This is a genomic window from Micromonospora sp. CPM1, from assembly GCF_023896895.1.
In the GTDB taxonomy this organism is placed as follows: domain Bacteria; phylum Actinomycetota; class Actinomycetes; order Mycobacteriales; family Micromonosporaceae; genus Micromonospora; species Micromonospora tulbaghiae.
In genome coordinates this window covers 83,434-97,727 of sequence record NZ_JAMHIU010000019.1, presented here as the reverse complement: position 1 = coordinate 97,727, position 14,294 = coordinate 83,434, and the positions used below count along the sequence as shown (strand labels likewise).

The following is a 14,294-nucleotide window of genomic DNA, read 5'->3' as shown; positions in this document are numbered from 1 at the left end:
GGCGGCGAGGATCGGGGCATGGGAAAGACATACGAGCGCATCGACGGCCGGCTGCGGGACTTCATCGAGGCGCAGCCGATGTTCTTCGTCGCCACCGCCCCGCTGTCCGCTGACGGCACCGTCAACCTCTCCCCGAAAGGGCTGCGCGGCTGCCTGGCGGTGCTCGACGAGCACACGGTGGCATACCTCGACTTCGCCGGCAGCAACGCCGAGACCATCGCCCACCTGCGGGAGAACGGCCGGGTCACGCTGATGTGGTGCGCGTTCGCGGGCCCGCCCAACATCGTGCGGGTGCACGGGCGCGGCGAGCCGGTGTTCCGCGACGATCCGCGCTGGCCCGGCCTGCTGACCCACTTCCCCGACATCGACCCGGGTCCGCACGGGCTGCGGGCGGTCATCGTGGTGCACGCCGAGCTGATCCGCGACACCTGCGGCTACGCGGTGCCGTTCATGACCTACGACGCCGACCGGGACCTGCACGAGCGGCGGTTCGCCCGGGAGGACGACGCGTCGCTGAGCGCGTACTTCGCGGGCAAGGACCACGTGGCCACGAGCATCGACGGGCTGCCCGGCCTGCCGTTGCCGCTGCCGCCCACGCCGGCGGTGTGAGCGCGGTCAGTGGATGCCGGCCATCAGGTGCCGGATCTGGCGGGTGAACATCACCGCGGCCAGGCCCAGCACCACCGAGGCCAGCCCGAAGGTCAGGAAGTACACCGGCTGGGACCAGGTGTCGGCCAGCCGTGCCACCTGGCCGCCGATGGCGTCGCCGACGGCGGTGGCGAGGAACCACAGGCCCAGCATCTGGCTGGCGTACTTGACCGGGGCGAGTTTCGTGGTGGCCGACAGGCCGACCGGGCTCAGCGACAGCTCACCGGCGACCTGGATCGCGTACACCGCGACGAGCCACAGCGGTGAGACCAGGTCGCCGCCGACGGCGGCCTGCGCGGCGGCGGCCATCAGCACGAACGACAGGCCGTTGAGCACCAGGCCGACGGCGAACTTCGTGGGCGTGGACACCCGGTGCCCGAGTTTGAGCCACAGCGCGGCGGCCAGCGGTGCGCCGATGATGATGAGGATCGGGTTCACCGACTGCAGCCAGGACGCCGGGAACGTGAACCCGCCCACCGAGCGGTCGGTCCGGTCGGCGGCGAAGATGTTCAGCACCGACCCGGCCTGGTCGTAGATGAGCCAGAACGAGGCGGCGAACAGGAACAGCCACACGTACGCCTTCATCCGGCTGCGTTCGGTGCCGCTGATCTCCCGGTCGGTGAGGATCCGCGCGAAGTAGCCGACAGTCACCAGCACCGTCACCACGGTCAGCAGGTTGACCACCGTGTCGACGGTGAACCAGCCGGCCACCAGCAGCACCAGCAGGACGGCGAGCAGCACGACGGTCGCCACGCCGATGCGGGTCAGTGCCCGCCGCCGGTCGGCGCCGAGCAGCGGGTCCGCCGGGCGGGCGCCCGCGTCGCCGAGGTTGCGCCGGCCCAGCACGTACTGGAGCACGCCGAAGGTCATGCCGACCGCGGCGGCGCCGAACCCCAGATGCCAGTTGATCCTCTCACCGAGGAATCCGGTGATCAGCGGCGCGATGAACGCGCCCAGGTTGATGCCCATGTAGAAGATCGAGAACCCGGCGTCGCGCCGGGGTGAGTCGCGCTCGTACAGGTCACCGACCATGGTGGAGATGTTCGGTTTGAGCAGGCCGGTGCCGAGCACGATCAACGCCATGCCGGCGAACACGCTCCACCCGGTGGGGATCGCCATCACGTAGTGGCCGGCGGCGATCACCACGCCGCCCCACAGCACGCTGCGCCGCGCGCCGATCAGCCGGTCGGCGACCCAGCCGCCGGGCAGCGCCATCAGGTAGACCATGGCGTTGTACGTGCCGTACACCGCGTTCGCGCTGGACTCGCCGAGGTCCAGCCCGCCGTCGGCGACCGCCGCGGTCAGGTATAGCACGAGGATCGCCCGCATGCCGTAGAAGCTGAACCGCTCCCACATCTCGGTGAGGAAGAGCGTGGACAGCGCGCGCGGGTGACCGAAGAAGGTCTTCCCGGCTGGCGGTCGGGCCCCGACCGGCGCGTCACTGCTCATCGTCACCTCCGGCACGCAAACAGGTGGGTAACATCCCCGTTGACAGGCGAAACACTCCACCGATTCGGCCCGGCCGGGGACGACCCCGCCGGGCAGCTGTCATGGCCGGTTACCCTTGATACTCCCGACCCGCGTACGGCCCTGCCGCCGTGGGCCGGGGAATGGGCGAGCGGTGACCGGTCGTTACACCTGAAGACCAGCACCACGAACGAGGGGAAGTCGATCATGGGCGAGCGCATGCTGCGCGGTAGCCGGCTTGGCGCGGTCAGCTACGAATCCGACCGCAACACGGAGCTCGCGCCGCGCCAGACCCGCGAGTACCTCTGCGCCAAGGGCCACCAGTTCGAGGTGCCGTTCGCCGTCGACGCCGAGGTCCCGACGACCTGGGAGTGCAAGTTCGACGGCAGCGTCGCCCGCCTGGTCGACGGCACCGAGCCGGAGCAGAAGAAGGCCAAGCCGCCGCGTACCCACTGGGACATGCTGCTGGAGCGGCGTTCGATCGCCGAGCTGGAGGACATCCTCGCCGAGCGGCTCCAGGAGGTCCGGACCCGCCGCGGTCGTGCCTGACCGTCCGTAACGCACCGAAACGCCCCCGGGATCACCCGGGGGCGTTTCCGTTGCCCGGACCGGGCAGAGGCGGCCGCCACTTCGGGGAAGTAGCGGTAACGCCTATGCCCTGATGCCGCCACCTCCCCGAAACGGTGTCGATCATGGGGTGGTCAGGGCGTCGACTCGCGCTCGGCCACCAGTTCGGGGAGGTGGGTGTATCCGGGCCGCGGTGATGCCACCACCTCGCCGAGCTGGCGTCGATCACGCGAGCATGCCACCCGGTACGGGCTCGTCGGCGACGACCCGGTAACCGCCGGCCCGCCGTGCCGAATCGAGGGTCGGGCCGCCAGTTCGGGGAGGTGGTGGGGTCGGGCGCGGTTTGATGCCGCCACCTCGGCGAAGTGGAGTTGATCAAGCCGATGGCGTGGCGGGCGCGCGTCAGCGGTCGACGATCTCGCCCTCGATGGCCTTGCCCGGGTCGGTGACCGGCTGCGGCGAGGGCGCAGGACCAGGCGACGGTGACGGTGCGGGCTCCGGGGCCGGCTGCGGCGCACCCCGGTACACGCGTACCCGGCGCGGCCCGAACAGGTCACCGGCGACCATCGACGACACCCGACGCTCGGTCGCCCGGCGCACCCCGCCACCGGCCAGCCGGCGCAGCGGCGGCACCAGCAACAGCAGGCCCACCAAGCCGCTGACCAGGCCCGGCATCGCCAGCAGCAGCGCACCCAGCAGACCGACCAGCCCGTCGGTCACCTCCGGCCCCGGCGGGCGGCCCGCCTGGGCGGCGGCCCGGAAACTCCGCCACGCCCGCATGCCCTCGCGGCGCAGCAGCACCAGACCCAGCAGGGACGCCCCGAACACCAGCAGCACCGCCGCGCCGAACCCGACGGCCCGGCCGACCAGCACGAAAACGGTCAGCTCCAGCAGCGCGAGCAGCAGCAGGGCCGGTGGTACGTACTTCAGTCCTCGGCGCATCTCACCTCATCAGCCCGGGGTCATCACGCCCCTCAAGCATGACACGCCCTCGCTCAAGGCCAGCGCGCGAGCGCATCCGGGCGGGCGGACACGGTCGCCAGGCGGTCCCGCACCCCCCAGCGGGTGACCCGCCACAGCGCCTCGGCCACGATCAGGGGGCTCATCTTGCTGTCGCCGTGTTCCCGCTCGGCGAACGTGATCGGCACCTCCACGATCCGCACCCCGGCGCGGTGCGCCAGCCGGGACAGCTCCACCTGGAACGCGTACCCCTGGGAACGCACCGAGTCCAGGTCGATCGCGTCCAGCGCGCTCGACCGGTACACCCGGTACCCGCCGGTGGCGTCGCTGACCGGCATGCCCAGCGCCAGCCGCGCGTACAGGTTGCCCACCCGGGACAGCAGCAGTCGCCGCCACGGCCAGTTCAGCACCCGCGCGCCGCGGGTCCACCGGGAGCCGATCACCACGTCGGCGTCGCGGGCGGCGTGCAGCAGCGCCGGCAGGTCCTCCGGGGCGTGCGAGCCGTCGGCGTCCATCTCCACCACCGCGTCGTAGCCGTGGGCGCGGGCCCAGGCGAAACCGGCCAGGTAGGCCGCGCCGAGCCCTTCCTTGCCCTCCCGGTGCAGCACGTGCACCCGCGGGTCGTTCCGGGCGAGCGTGTCGGCGATCGCGCCGGTGCCGTCGGGGCTGTTGTCGTCGGCGACGAGGACGTCCACCGCCGGCGCCGCCGCGCGTACCCGGGCGACGATGCGCCCGACGTTGTCGGCCTCGTTGTAGGTGGGGATGACCACCAGGACCCGCCCCACCCCGGGATGGCCGACCGTCCGCCTGCCGGCTGCCACGCCCACCGTCGCACCGCCTCCCGCTCGTCGGCTCAGCCGGGAGCGACCTCCCGGCGGCGGCGCAGCACGGCCGCGCCGGCCAGGGCCGCGACCGCCAGCGCCGTCAGCGCCACCTCCGGCCACACCCCGGCCGTGGTCGCCGGGGTACGCCCGTCGCCGAGTTCCATCTGCCGCACCACCACCGCGGCGGTGTTGAACCCGGTCGCACCGTCTACCCGCCCGTCCGGGGAAACGAACCCGGACACCCCGACCGTGGAGGCCATCAACGCGGCCCGGCCGTGCTCCACCGCCCGCAGCCGCACCATGGCCAGCTGCTGGCGGGCCTCGGCCACGTCGAACGTGGCGTTGTTCGTCTGCACCACCAGCAGCTGCGCGCCGCCGGTGACGGTGTCCCGGACGATGCCGTCGTAGGCGACCTCGAAGCAGATCACGTCGCCGAGGACCGCCGGGCCGGCGTCCAGCACGCCGGGACGGTCACCGGGTACGAAATCGGACCGGACCCGGTCGACCTGAGAGCTGATCTTGCGGGCGACGGAGCGCAGCGGCACGTACTCGGCGAACGGCACGGGATGCCGTTTCGTGTACACCTGGTCCAGGTCGGCGCCGCTGCCCGGCCGCCACAGCAGCCCCGCGTTGCGCACCTGCCCCGGCCCGGGCCCGACCAGCACCGCGCCGACCAGGATCGGCGCGCCGATCGCGTCGGCGGCCTGGGAGATGCGCTCCCCCGCGCCCGGGTTGCGTAGCGGGTCGATGTCGCTGGAGTTCTCCGGCCACACCACCACGTCGGGCCGCTCCTGGCCGCCCTCGGCGACCCGCCGCGCCAGGTCCAGCGTCGCGTCGACGTGGTTGTTCAGCACCGCCTGCCGCTGGGCGTTGAAGTCCAGCCCGAGGCGTGGCACGTTGCCCTGCACGATCGCGACGGTGACGGTGTCGCCGGCGCCGCGTACCCCGGTCGGCACGGCCGTGCCCGCGGCGAGCAGCGCCACCAGCGCGGCGGTCAGCCCGGCGACCGGCCGCCACTGCCCCGGCGCGCGCCGCCAGTCCCGCCACGCGGCGGTGACCAGCAGCCCACCGGCGACCGCGACGGCGAACGTGACCAGCGGGGCGCCGCCGAGCGCGGCCAGCTTCAGCAGCGGCGACGTGTCCTGGCTGAACGCCAGCCGCCCCCACGGGAACCCGCCGAACGGGGTGCGGTCACGCAGCGCCTCCTGCCCCACCCACAGCACGCCGGTGAGCAGCGGCCACGCCGCCCGGTGCCGGTCGGCGAGCGGCGACACCCAGGCGGTGGCGGCGCCCAGCAGCGCCAGGTAGGCGGCCTGAAGCAGCGACAGCAGCGCCCACGGCAGGTAGCCGGTGTGCAGGTTCGTCCACTCCAGCAGCGGCGCGAACAACGCCAGCCCGGTCAGGAAGCCGAGCCCGGCGCCGGCGCGCAGCCGCCGCCGGTGCACGGCGGCGGCCAGCAACGCCACGCCGACCGGCGCCAGCGGCCACCACCCGTACGGCGGGAACGCCAGCAGCAGCGCCACCCCGGCGAGCACGGCGGCCGGCACGGCCAGCGTCAGCGGCAGGGGACGCGCGGCGCCGTCGCCGGGTGCCCCGTCGGTGGCACGCGGCTGTTCCCGGTCCAGCGTCGTCACCGGCTTCTCCCCACGATCACGGGCCGAAGGCTACCCGCCCGTACCGGTCGTCGGCCCGCGCCCCTGCGCCACCGATCGGACAACTGCGCCCGGCGGGCGGAGCCCCGCTGTCATGCTCGGCAGCATGAGCGCTGAGCGGGGACGGGGCCGCATCCTGCCGACCGCGCCCGGCTCCCGCGTCACCCGGGTCGAGTTGTTCTACGACCTCGTGTTCGTGTTCGCGTTCCTGAACGTCACCAACGTGCTCTCCGAAACCCTGAGCGGCAGGTCGTTGCTGGCCGGGCTGTTGCTGCTGTTGCTGCTGTGGTGGTGCTGGGTGTCCTTCGCCGCCCTGGGCAATGTCGTCCGCACCGACCAGGGGGTGATGCCGCTTGTCGGCGCGGTGACTGTGGCAGCCCTGTTCGTCCTGACCCTGGCCATGCCGGCGGCGTTCGCCGACGAGCCGGCGCAGCGGCATTCCGGGCCACCCGCCCCGGTCCTGTTCGCCTGCTGCTATCTGGTCATCCGGGCGGCCCAGGTGCTGGTGTTCCTCAGCCGCAGCAGCCACCGCGGATGAACCGCCGTGCGCCTCGGCCTGCCGCCGCTGATCAGCGTGGCGTTGATCCTCGCCACCGCGGCCCTGCCCGAGTCGCCCCAGCAGACCTGGCAGGCGTGGCTGCCGCTGGCGCTGTGGCTGGCCGCGTTCTGCATCGAGTACACCTCCGGGGGCCTCGCCCCCAGCACCGGGCTGACAGTCGTGTCCGCCGCCCACTGGGCGGAGCGGTACGCCCTGATCCTGCTCATCGCGCTCGGCGAGTCGATCATTTCGCTCGGGCTGGGGCCGAAGCTGAGCGCCGGTTTGCCGGCCACGTGGCCGGTGATCGTGGCGTCGGTGCTCGGCGTCACCATCATCGCGGCGCTGTGGTGGCTGTACTTCGACAGCCTGGCGCCCGCGCTGGAGCAGCGCCTGCATCGCACCCGCGACGTGCGCGCACGGGCAGCGTTCGCCCGCGACGCCTACGCCTACCTGCACCTGCCGCTGATCACCGGGATCATCCTGTTCGCCCTCGGCCTCAAGCGTTACCTCGCTGTCATCTCCGACCCGCACGGTGATCCCTGGCGGGCACACGCCGCCGCTCTGGACAACCGGGTGCTGTTCGCCGGGCTGGTCATCTACCTGTCGGGGCTGCTGGCGCTGGGGGTACGCGCGACGCACCGGGTTTCGGCGGTACCCACCGCCGTGGTGGTCGCGATGGCTGTGGGACTGCCGTGGGCCGGCCGGCTGCCGGCGGTGGCCGCGCTGGCGATTGTGGCGGTGGCCGGCGTCTCGGTGGTCCTGCTGGGCCTGCGGTCGACCGACCCGTGGCGCAGTCAGGTGCGCCGGACCGCGTTGGACGAGCAGGTCGCCGCTGAACAGGAGCAGTCCGAATGGCGCCGGCACCACCTGTGACCGGCGGGTGGGGAGTGTGGGCGTCACCGGCGACAGGCGACAATCGGGCGCATGCGGTTCGGTGTGCTCGGCGCGACCCAGGCGTACGCGGCCGACGGCAGCGTGCTGCCCGTCGCCGGCGGGCGGCTGCGCGCGCTGCTGGTGCTGCTGCTGCTCGACGCCGACCGCACCGTGGCGCCGCAGCGCCTCGTCGACGGCGTGTACGGCGACCGGCCACCCGAGCAGGCCGCGAACGCGCTGCAGTCGCAGGTGTCGCGGCTGCGGCGGCTCCTGCCGGACGCGCACATCGAGTTCGGTCCGGCCGGCTACCGGCTGGCCGTGGACCCGCAGCGCGTCGACGTGCACCGCTTCACCGGCCTTGCGGCGGCCGGGCGGGCGGCGCTCGCCGCCGGTGATCCGGCCGGCGCGGCGGCGCTGCTGCGCGACGCGCTCGGCCTGTGGCGCGGCGAACCCCTCGCGGACGTGACCGGCGCGCCGTTCGCCGACGCCGAGGCGGCCCGGCTGCGGGACGCGCGGCTGGCCGCGGTCGAGGACCGCGTCGAGGCGGAGCTGGCGCTGGCGCCGGCCGGTGCGCCGCTGATCGCCGAGCTGCGGGACCTGGTGGCGGCGCATCCGCTGCGGGAACGGCTGCACGGGCTGCTGATGCGGGCCCTGCACGGCGCCGGCCGACGCGCCGAGGCGCTCGCCGTCTACGCCGACGCCCGCCGGGTGCTGGCCGAGGAACTGGGCACCAACCCGTCGGCGGAGCTGGTCGCGCTGCACACGGCGCTGCTGCGTGACGACGCCGCGCCGCCCGCCCGGCTGCCCAGCCCGCTCACCAGCTTCGTCGGCCGGGAACCGGAACTACGGCGGGTCCACGACCTGCTCGGCGTGGCGCGGCTGGTCACCCTGCACGGCCCGGGCGGCGCCGGCAAGACCCGGCTGGCCACCACCGTCGCGTCCGGCCACGACGGACCGGTGTGCCTGGTGGAGCTGGCCGCCGTGGCAGCCGGTGCGCCGGTCGCGCCGGCCGTGCTGGCCGCGCTGGACCTGCGCGACGCCGGCCTGCGCACACCCGGCGGCCCGGCCGACCTCACCGACCGGCTGGTCGCCGCGCTGGCCGACCGGCGGCTGCTGCTGGTGCTGGACAACTGCGAGCACGTCGTCGACGACGCGGCCCGGCTGACCGGCCGGCTGCTCGCCGCCGCGCCCGGGTTGCGGGTGCTCACCACCAGCCGGGAACCGCTGGGCCTCACCGGCGAGGCGCTGTGCCCGGTCGGTGGGCTGCCCGCCCCGGACGGGCCGGCCACGCCGGAGACGGCAGCCGCGTACCCGGCGGTGCGGCTGTTCACCGACCGGGCCGCCGACGTGTCGCCCGGGTTCGCCCTCGACGCCGCCACCACCCCGGCGGTGCTGCGGATCTGCCGTACCCTCGACGGGCTGCCGCTGGCCCTGGAGCTGGCCGCGGCGCGGCTGCGGGCCCTGCCGGTGACGCAGGTCGCGGCGCGTCTGGACGACCGGTTCCGGCTGCTGCGCCGCGGAGACCGCACCGCGGCGCCCCGGCACCGCACGCTGGGGGCGGTCGTGGGGTGGAGCTGGGACCTGCTCGACGCCCCGGAGCGGCGCCTGGCCGCCCGGATGAGCGTGTTCGCCGGCGCCGCCGACCTGGCCGCGGTGCAGGCGGTGTGCGCGCCGGACGCCGAGGACGTCGTGGACGTGCTCACCGGCCTGGTGGACAAGTCGCTGGTGGAGGCCACCGGCGGGCGCTACCGGATGCTGGAGACGATCCGCGAGTTCGCGGCGGCCCGGCTCGCCGAGCACGGCGAGACCGGGCGGGTGCGGGACGCGCACGCCGCGTACTTCCTGGATCTGGCGCTGGCCGGCGACGCGGGCCTGCGCGGCGGCGGCCAGGACCGGTGGCTGCGCCGCCTGGACGCCGCGCGCGACGACCTGCACGCGGCGCTGCGGCACGCGGACACCGCCACCGGGTTGCGGCTGGTCGCGGCGCTGGCGTTCTACTGGTGGCTGCGGGGCCTGCGCGGGGAGGGCGCGGCGCTGGCCCGGCGGCTGGTCGACCGGCTCGACGGCCCGCCCGGCGACCTGGCCGAGGAGTACGCGCTGGGCCTGCTGGTCGCCACGCTCGCCGGCGGCGGTGAGCGCAGCGAGGTGGACACCGCGTCGCGGATCCTGTGGACCCTGGCCCGGCCGCCCCGGCATCCGTTCCTGCTGTACCTGTCCGGCATGGCCAGCGGCCCCCCGTCACCGCAGGACGCGGCGGCGCTGCACGAGCAGGCCGTCCAGGACCGGCTGCTCGGCACCGACCCGTGGAGCCGGGCGCTGGGCCTGCTGGGCACGGCGATGGTCAGCCTGCTGCACGCCCGTCACGAGCAGGCCCGCGCCGAGCTGGACGCCGCGCTGGCCGGCTTCCGGGCCCTCGAAGACCGCTGGGGCATGATCGTGACGCTGTCCACCCGCGCCGAGGCCGCCTACCGCACCCGTGACGTCGCGTCGGCGGCCGCGCCGATGGCGGAGGCGCTGGACCTGGCCGAACAGCTCGGCTCCACCCTGGACCTGGCGGAGCTGCTACGTACCCGCGCCGACGGGCGGCTGGTCGCCGGTGACCTGGCCGGCGCGGCCGAGGACTACCGGCGGGTGCGGCGCATCGCCGGGCCGGCCGGCGCGCCGGAGCTGGTCGCCGCCGCGGATCTGGGGCTCGGCGAGATCGCCCGCCGCGACGGCGACCCGCAGCGGGCGCGGGCGCTGTGCGAACGGGCGGTCGCGCAGTGCCCGTCGGGCTGGTTCGGCGCCGAGGTGGTGCGACTGGCGGCGCTGGTGACGCTCGGGCAGCTCGCCGACGCCGCCGGCGACCCGGCGACCGCCCGCGCCCACTACCGGCAGGTCCTCACCGCCGACGCCGGGGTGTGGGACGCGCCGGTGGTGGCCGCGGCGGCCGACGGGCTGGCCGGGCCGCTGCTGCGCGACGGCGACCACGAGGCGGCGGCCCGCCTGCTGGGTGCGGCGGCGGCGCTGCTGGCCGGCACCGGCGCGGCCGACGCCCCGGCCGGCACACCGACCGCCGCCACGCTGCGGGAACGCCTGGGCGAGGCGGCGTTCGCCACCGCGTACGCCGGCGGCGCGAACCTGCCCCGGCAGCGGGCGCTGGCGCTGCTCGACGGCCGCTGACCGGCCCGTCGCCGCCCGGTGCGCGCGCGGTACGCGCCCGGTCAGCGCCACCGGTGACGCTGACACCCATGACCGACGACACGACGGCCGTGCTGGCCGACGGGATCCGAAAAACGTACGGACGCACCACCGCCCTGGACGGCTTCGACCTGGCCGTGCCGGCCGGCACCGTGTACGGGGTGCTCGGCCCCAACGGGGCGGGCAAGACCACCGCGGTGCGGATCCTCACCACGCTGCTGCGTTTCGACGCCGGCCGGGCCAGGGTGGCCGGGTACGACGTCGCCTCCGACCCGGACCGGGTCCGCGCCGCGATCAGCCTGACCGGCCAGTACGCGGCCGTCGACGAGGTACTCAGCGGACGGCAGAACCTGGTGCTGTTCGGCCGGCTGCGCCGCCTGTCCGCGCGCCGGGCCCGCCGCCGCGCCGAGGAACTGCTGGACCGGTTCGGCCTGACCGAGGCCGCCGACCGGTCGGCCGGCACCTACTCCGGTGGGATGCGCCGCCGCCTGGACCTGGCGGCCAGCCTGGTGGTGCCGCCGCGGGTGCTGTTCCTCGACGAGCCGACCACCGGCCTGGACCCGCGCAGCCGCAACGGCCTGTGGACGGCGGTGCGGGAACTGGTCGACGACGGCACCACCGTGCTGCTGACCACCCAGTACCTGCAGGAGGCCGACCACCTCGCCGACCGGGTCTGCGTCATCGACACCGGCCGGGTCGTGGCCGAGGGCACCCCGGAGCGGCTGAAGGCCCGCATCGGCGCCGACCGGCTGGAACTGGTGGTCCACGACGCGGCGGACCTGCCCGCGGCGGCAGCCGTCGTGGAACGCGCCACCGGCGCGACCGCGACGGTGGACACCGACCTGCGCCGTGTGGACGCGCCGGTGGCCGACCGGATCGCGGTGCTCACCGCCGTGCTGCGGGCCCTCGACGACGCCGGGATCGCCGTGGAGGACGTCCTGGTCCGCCGGCCCACGCTCGACGAGGCGTTCCTGCGGCTCACCGGCGCCCACGCCGACACGCAGCGGGTGGGGGTGGCGTCGTGAGGGCGCTGACCGACGGATGGCTGATGGCCGGACGGAACATGCGGCACGTGGTCCGCGCCCCGGAGGAGATCATCCTCTACTTCAGCCTGCCGATCATGTTCGTGCTGGTGTTCGGCTACGTGTTCGGCAGCGGCATGTCCGTGCCGGGCCAGGGCAGCTACCGGGAGTTCCTGCTGCCGGGCGTGTTCGTCATGACGATGCTCTACGGCCTCGGCGCGACCGCGTCGGCGATCGCGGCGGACGCCGGCCGGGGCGTGGTGGACCGGTTCCGGTCACTGCCGATGGCCCGCTCGGCGCTGCTGTCCGGCCGCGCCGGCGCCGACCTGGTACGGGCGTGCCTGGAGATGACCACGCTGGTGGTGTGCGGGCTGCTGGTGGGCTGGCAGTGGCGCGAGGGCATCGGCCCGGCACTGGCGGCGGTGGCGCTGATCCTGCTGCTGCGCGTCGCGATGACCTGGGTGGGCATCCTGTTCGGGCTGCTCGTGCCGAACCCGGACACGGTCGCGGTGGTGGTGTTCCCGCTGGCGTTCCCGCTGACCGCCCTGTCGAACGTGTTCGTCGCGCCGGAGCTGATGCCGGACTGGCTGGGCGCGATCGCCGCGTGGAACCCGCTGTCGGCCACCGTGGCGGCGGCCCGGGACCTGTTCGGCAACCCGGGCCTGGGCGGGGACTCGTGGCCGGCCCGGCACGCGCTGGAACTGGCGATCGCCTGGCCGCTGGCGCTGATCGCGGTGGCCGCCCCGGCGGCGGTGCGCAGCTACCGGCGGCTGGGCCGCTGAGCGGGCTCGGCCGCTGACACGGGGAACATCGGGGGGGATGAAATCGGGGCGCGGCCGAAGCCGCGCCCCGATGCTCCCAGGCCCTTCCCGGCCGGTGGGGCGAAGACGATCGGCGCCGACCTTCGGACCGACCCGACGTGGACTGGCTGCCCCCGCCTGGCCGTTGTCTACTGGCCGTGCCTCTCACCCTGCCCGTACACCGGTAACCGCGACCGGTTCGCGCCGCCCCGCCGACCCCCGCCCGCTGGACCTGGCCGCCGCAACCTTCCGGTCGCTCGGCCAGCGGACGAAGGGACGAAGCGAACAACAGCCGCTTCCCGTGGTAGGACTCAAAGACGGTACGGCGTAGACCCCCGCCGCTGTCAACCCACCCGGGCCTGTCGTGTGTTGCAACACGGCGTGTCGCGTCGGCGCGTCTCGATTCCTGAGGCTGCTTCAGGCACCGAGGTGGTGCCGCAGCATCGCCGCCGCCGCACCCGGATGGTCGCCGGCGAGCAGCCCCGCGGCGGCCAGCACGTAGTCCACGTCGACGACCGGGCGGGCCGCCCGCGGCAACGCCCACCCGCCCGCGTGATCGGTCAGCACCGCGTCGAGCACCGCCGCCGCGTCGCCCGGCTCGGCGTGCCGCAGCACCCCACCGGAACCGACGAGCAGCTTCACCTCCCGCAGGTCCCGCCCGGCCCGCTCCCCCGTCGCCGCGCCCCGCGCGTGCCGCCGCAACGCCACGGTCGCCGCCAGCGCCGCGATGCGCCGGTCCACGGCCCGCTCGCCGTCACCGACGGGCAGGAACCCCGGATCGGCCGCCCGGACCGCCGCCGCAGCCGCCAGCTCCGCCTCCTCTGCCGGGTCGAGCAGCCGTTCCTCGACCGCGGCGCGCACCACACCCGGCGCGCTCCACCGCATGCCCAGGTCACCCTCGACGGTGCGCGCCCGCCACAGCGTCCCGGCGACCTCCTGACTCGGCCCGCTGTCCCGCTCGTCGGGCGTGAGCACCGAGTACACGTCGGTGGTGGCCCCACCCACGTCCACCACGGCCAGGTCACCGCCGAGCGTGCCGGCGAGAACCTCCACGCCGGTGAGCACCGCGTCCGGGGTGGCGGCGCGGACCAGCCGCGCGAACCGGGTACCCCGGGACAGCTTCTTGCCGCCGATGACGTGCCGCAGGAACACCTCCCGGATCGCCGCCCGCGCCGACGCCGGCTCCAGCACCCCGATGCGGGGCAGCACGTTGTCCGCCGCCGTCACCGGCACCCCCGCGCCCGCCAGCAGCGCGTGCAGGTCGTCGCGCACGTCGGCGTTGCCGGCGAGGACCACCGGCACCCGGAACCGGGCCTTCGCCAACCGCGTCGCGTTGTGCGTCACCGTGTCCGCGTCGCCGCCGTCGGTGCCGCCCACCAGCAGCACCACGTCCGGGCGGGCCGCCCGCAACGCCGCCACGTCCGCCCCGGACAGCCGCCCCGCCGCCACGTGCACCACGTTCGCGCCCGCCGACAGACCGACCCGCCGGCCCGCCTGAGCGGTGACGAGGGGCTCGTAACCCACCACCGCCAGGCGCAGCCCACCACCGGCCGACGAACACACGTACCAGGGCACCTCAGCGACCCCGGCCGACGCGGTGGCCGCACCGACCGCGGCGTCCAGGCCGTGCAGGACATCAGTGCCCACCGTGGTGGGCGCGGACGCCGCGGCGACCAGCCGGCCGCCGTCGAGGTCCACCACCGCCGCCTTCGTGTACGTCGACCCGACGTCGGCGCAGACGACGGCGCGCAACATCGACTCGC

General features: G+C 75.0%; 10 protein-coding genes and 1 pseudogene. 6 read left to right on the top strand and 5 right to left on the bottom strand.

What is annotated here, in order from left to right; all coding sequences use genetic code 11:
• Nucleotides 1-18 precede the first annotated feature (18 nt).
• Nucleotides 19-609, top strand: coding sequence for a pyridoxamine 5'-phosphate oxidase family protein (locus tag M8C11_RS22550; RefSeq protein ID WP_252452816.1), 591 nt, complete (start codon nt 19-21; stop codon nt 607-609).
• A 6-nt stretch (nt 610-615) separates the two neighbouring features.
• On the opposite strand, the gene M8C11_RS22545 is transcribed toward M8C11_RS22550, so the two are convergent.
• Nucleotides 616-2,097: a peptide MFS transporter gene (locus M8C11_RS22545; RefSeq protein WP_252452813.1), complete on the bottom strand. Its 1,482-nt coding sequence runs from the start codon at nt 2,095-2,097 to the stop codon at nt 616-618.
• A gap of 225 nt (nt 2,098-2,322) precedes the next feature.
• On the opposite strand from M8C11_RS22545, the gene M8C11_RS22540 reads away from it, so the two are divergent.
• Nucleotides 2,323-2,664 carry an RNA polymerase-binding protein RbpA gene (locus tag M8C11_RS22540; RefSeq protein WP_007070998.1) on the top strand — a complete coding sequence of 114 codons (342 nt, stop codon included), beginning with the start codon at nt 2,323-2,325 and terminating at the stop codon, nt 2,662-2,664.
• A gap of 420 nt (nt 2,665-3,084) precedes the next feature.
• Here M8C11_RS22540 and M8C11_RS22535 read toward each other — a convergent pair whose 3' ends face one another.
• The 3 genes from M8C11_RS22535 to lnt are packed head-to-tail and all read right to left on the bottom strand — an operon-like array spanning nt 3,085 to nt 6,091.
• Nucleotides 3,085-3,624 carry an FxsA family protein gene (locus tag M8C11_RS22535; protein ID WP_252452811.1) on the bottom strand — a complete coding sequence of 180 codons (540 nt, stop codon included), beginning with the start codon at nt 3,622-3,624 and terminating at the stop codon, nt 3,085-3,087.
• 53 nt (nt 3,625-3,677) lie between these two features.
• Entirely contained in the window at nt 3,678-4,469 is a 792-nt protein-coding gene (locus M8C11_RS22530; protein WP_252452808.1) for a polyprenol monophosphomannose synthase, read from the bottom strand.
• A 26-nt stretch (nt 4,470-4,495) separates the two neighbouring features.
• Nucleotides 4,496-6,091: an apolipoprotein N-acyltransferase gene (gene lnt, locus M8C11_RS22525; protein ID WP_256487326.1), complete on the bottom strand. Its 1,596-nt coding sequence runs from the start codon at nt 6,089-6,091 to the stop codon at nt 4,496-4,498.
• A gap of 121 nt (nt 6,092-6,212) precedes the next feature.
• Between lnt and M8C11_RS22520 the strand changes: the two are divergent.
• From M8C11_RS22520 to M8C11_RS22505, 4 genes and pseudogenes are all read left to right on the top strand, one after another.
• Nucleotides 6,213-7,529, top strand: a pseudogene (locus M8C11_RS22520) (low temperature requirement protein A).
• A 51-nt stretch (nt 7,530-7,580) separates the two neighbouring features.
• Nucleotides 7,581-10,691: a BTAD domain-containing putative transcriptional regulator gene (locus tag M8C11_RS22515; protein WP_252452802.1), complete on the top strand. Its 3,111-nt coding sequence runs from the start codon at nt 7,581-7,583 to the stop codon at nt 10,689-10,691.
• 68 nt (nt 10,692-10,759) lie between these two features.
• Nucleotides 10,760-11,734 (top strand): ATP-binding cassette domain-containing protein, encoded by a 975-nt coding sequence (locus M8C11_RS22510; protein WP_252452799.1) that lies wholly within the window; start codon nt 10,760-10,762, stop codon nt 11,732-11,734.
• Nucleotides 11,731-12,513, top strand: coding sequence for an ABC transporter permease (locus M8C11_RS22505; RefSeq protein ID WP_252452796.1), 783 nt, complete (start codon nt 11,731-11,733; stop codon nt 12,511-12,513). Before M8C11_RS22510 ends, M8C11_RS22505 begins: the two co-directional genes overlap by 4 nt.
• A gap of 435 nt (nt 12,514-12,948) precedes the next feature.
• Here M8C11_RS22505 and M8C11_RS22500 read toward each other — a convergent pair whose 3' ends face one another.
• A complete protein-coding gene (locus M8C11_RS22500) occupies nt 12,949-14,283 on the bottom strand; it encodes a glutamate mutase L (protein WP_252452880.1) in 1,335 nt (444 codons plus the stop codon).
• Between the last annotated feature and the right edge of the window lie 11 nt (nt 14,284-14,294).

Bases quoted from the DNA above. Each gene is read 5' to 3' on its own strand.
- M8C11_RS22550 (WP_252452816.1), top strand. From the start codon at position 19: ATGGGAAAGACATACGAGCGCATCGACGGCCGGCTGCGGGACTTCATC.
- M8C11_RS22515 (WP_252452802.1), top strand. From the start codon at position 7,581: ATGCGGTTCGGTGTGCTCGGCGCGACCCAGGCGTACGCGGCCGACGGC.
- M8C11_RS22545 (WP_252452813.1), bottom strand. From the start codon at position 2,097: ATGAGCAGTGACGCGCCGGTCGGGGCCCGACCGCCAGCCGGGAAGACC.
- M8C11_RS22510 (WP_252452799.1), top strand. From the start codon at position 10,760: ATGACCGACGACACGACGGCCGTGCTGGCCGACGGGATCCGAAAAACG.
- M8C11_RS22535 (WP_252452811.1), bottom strand. From the start codon at position 3,624: ATGCGCCGAGGACTGAAGTACGTACCACCGGCCCTGCTGCTGCTCGCG.
- M8C11_RS22540 (WP_007070998.1), top strand. From the start codon at position 2,323: ATGGGCGAGCGCATGCTGCGCGGTAGCCGGCTTGGCGCGGTCAGCTAC.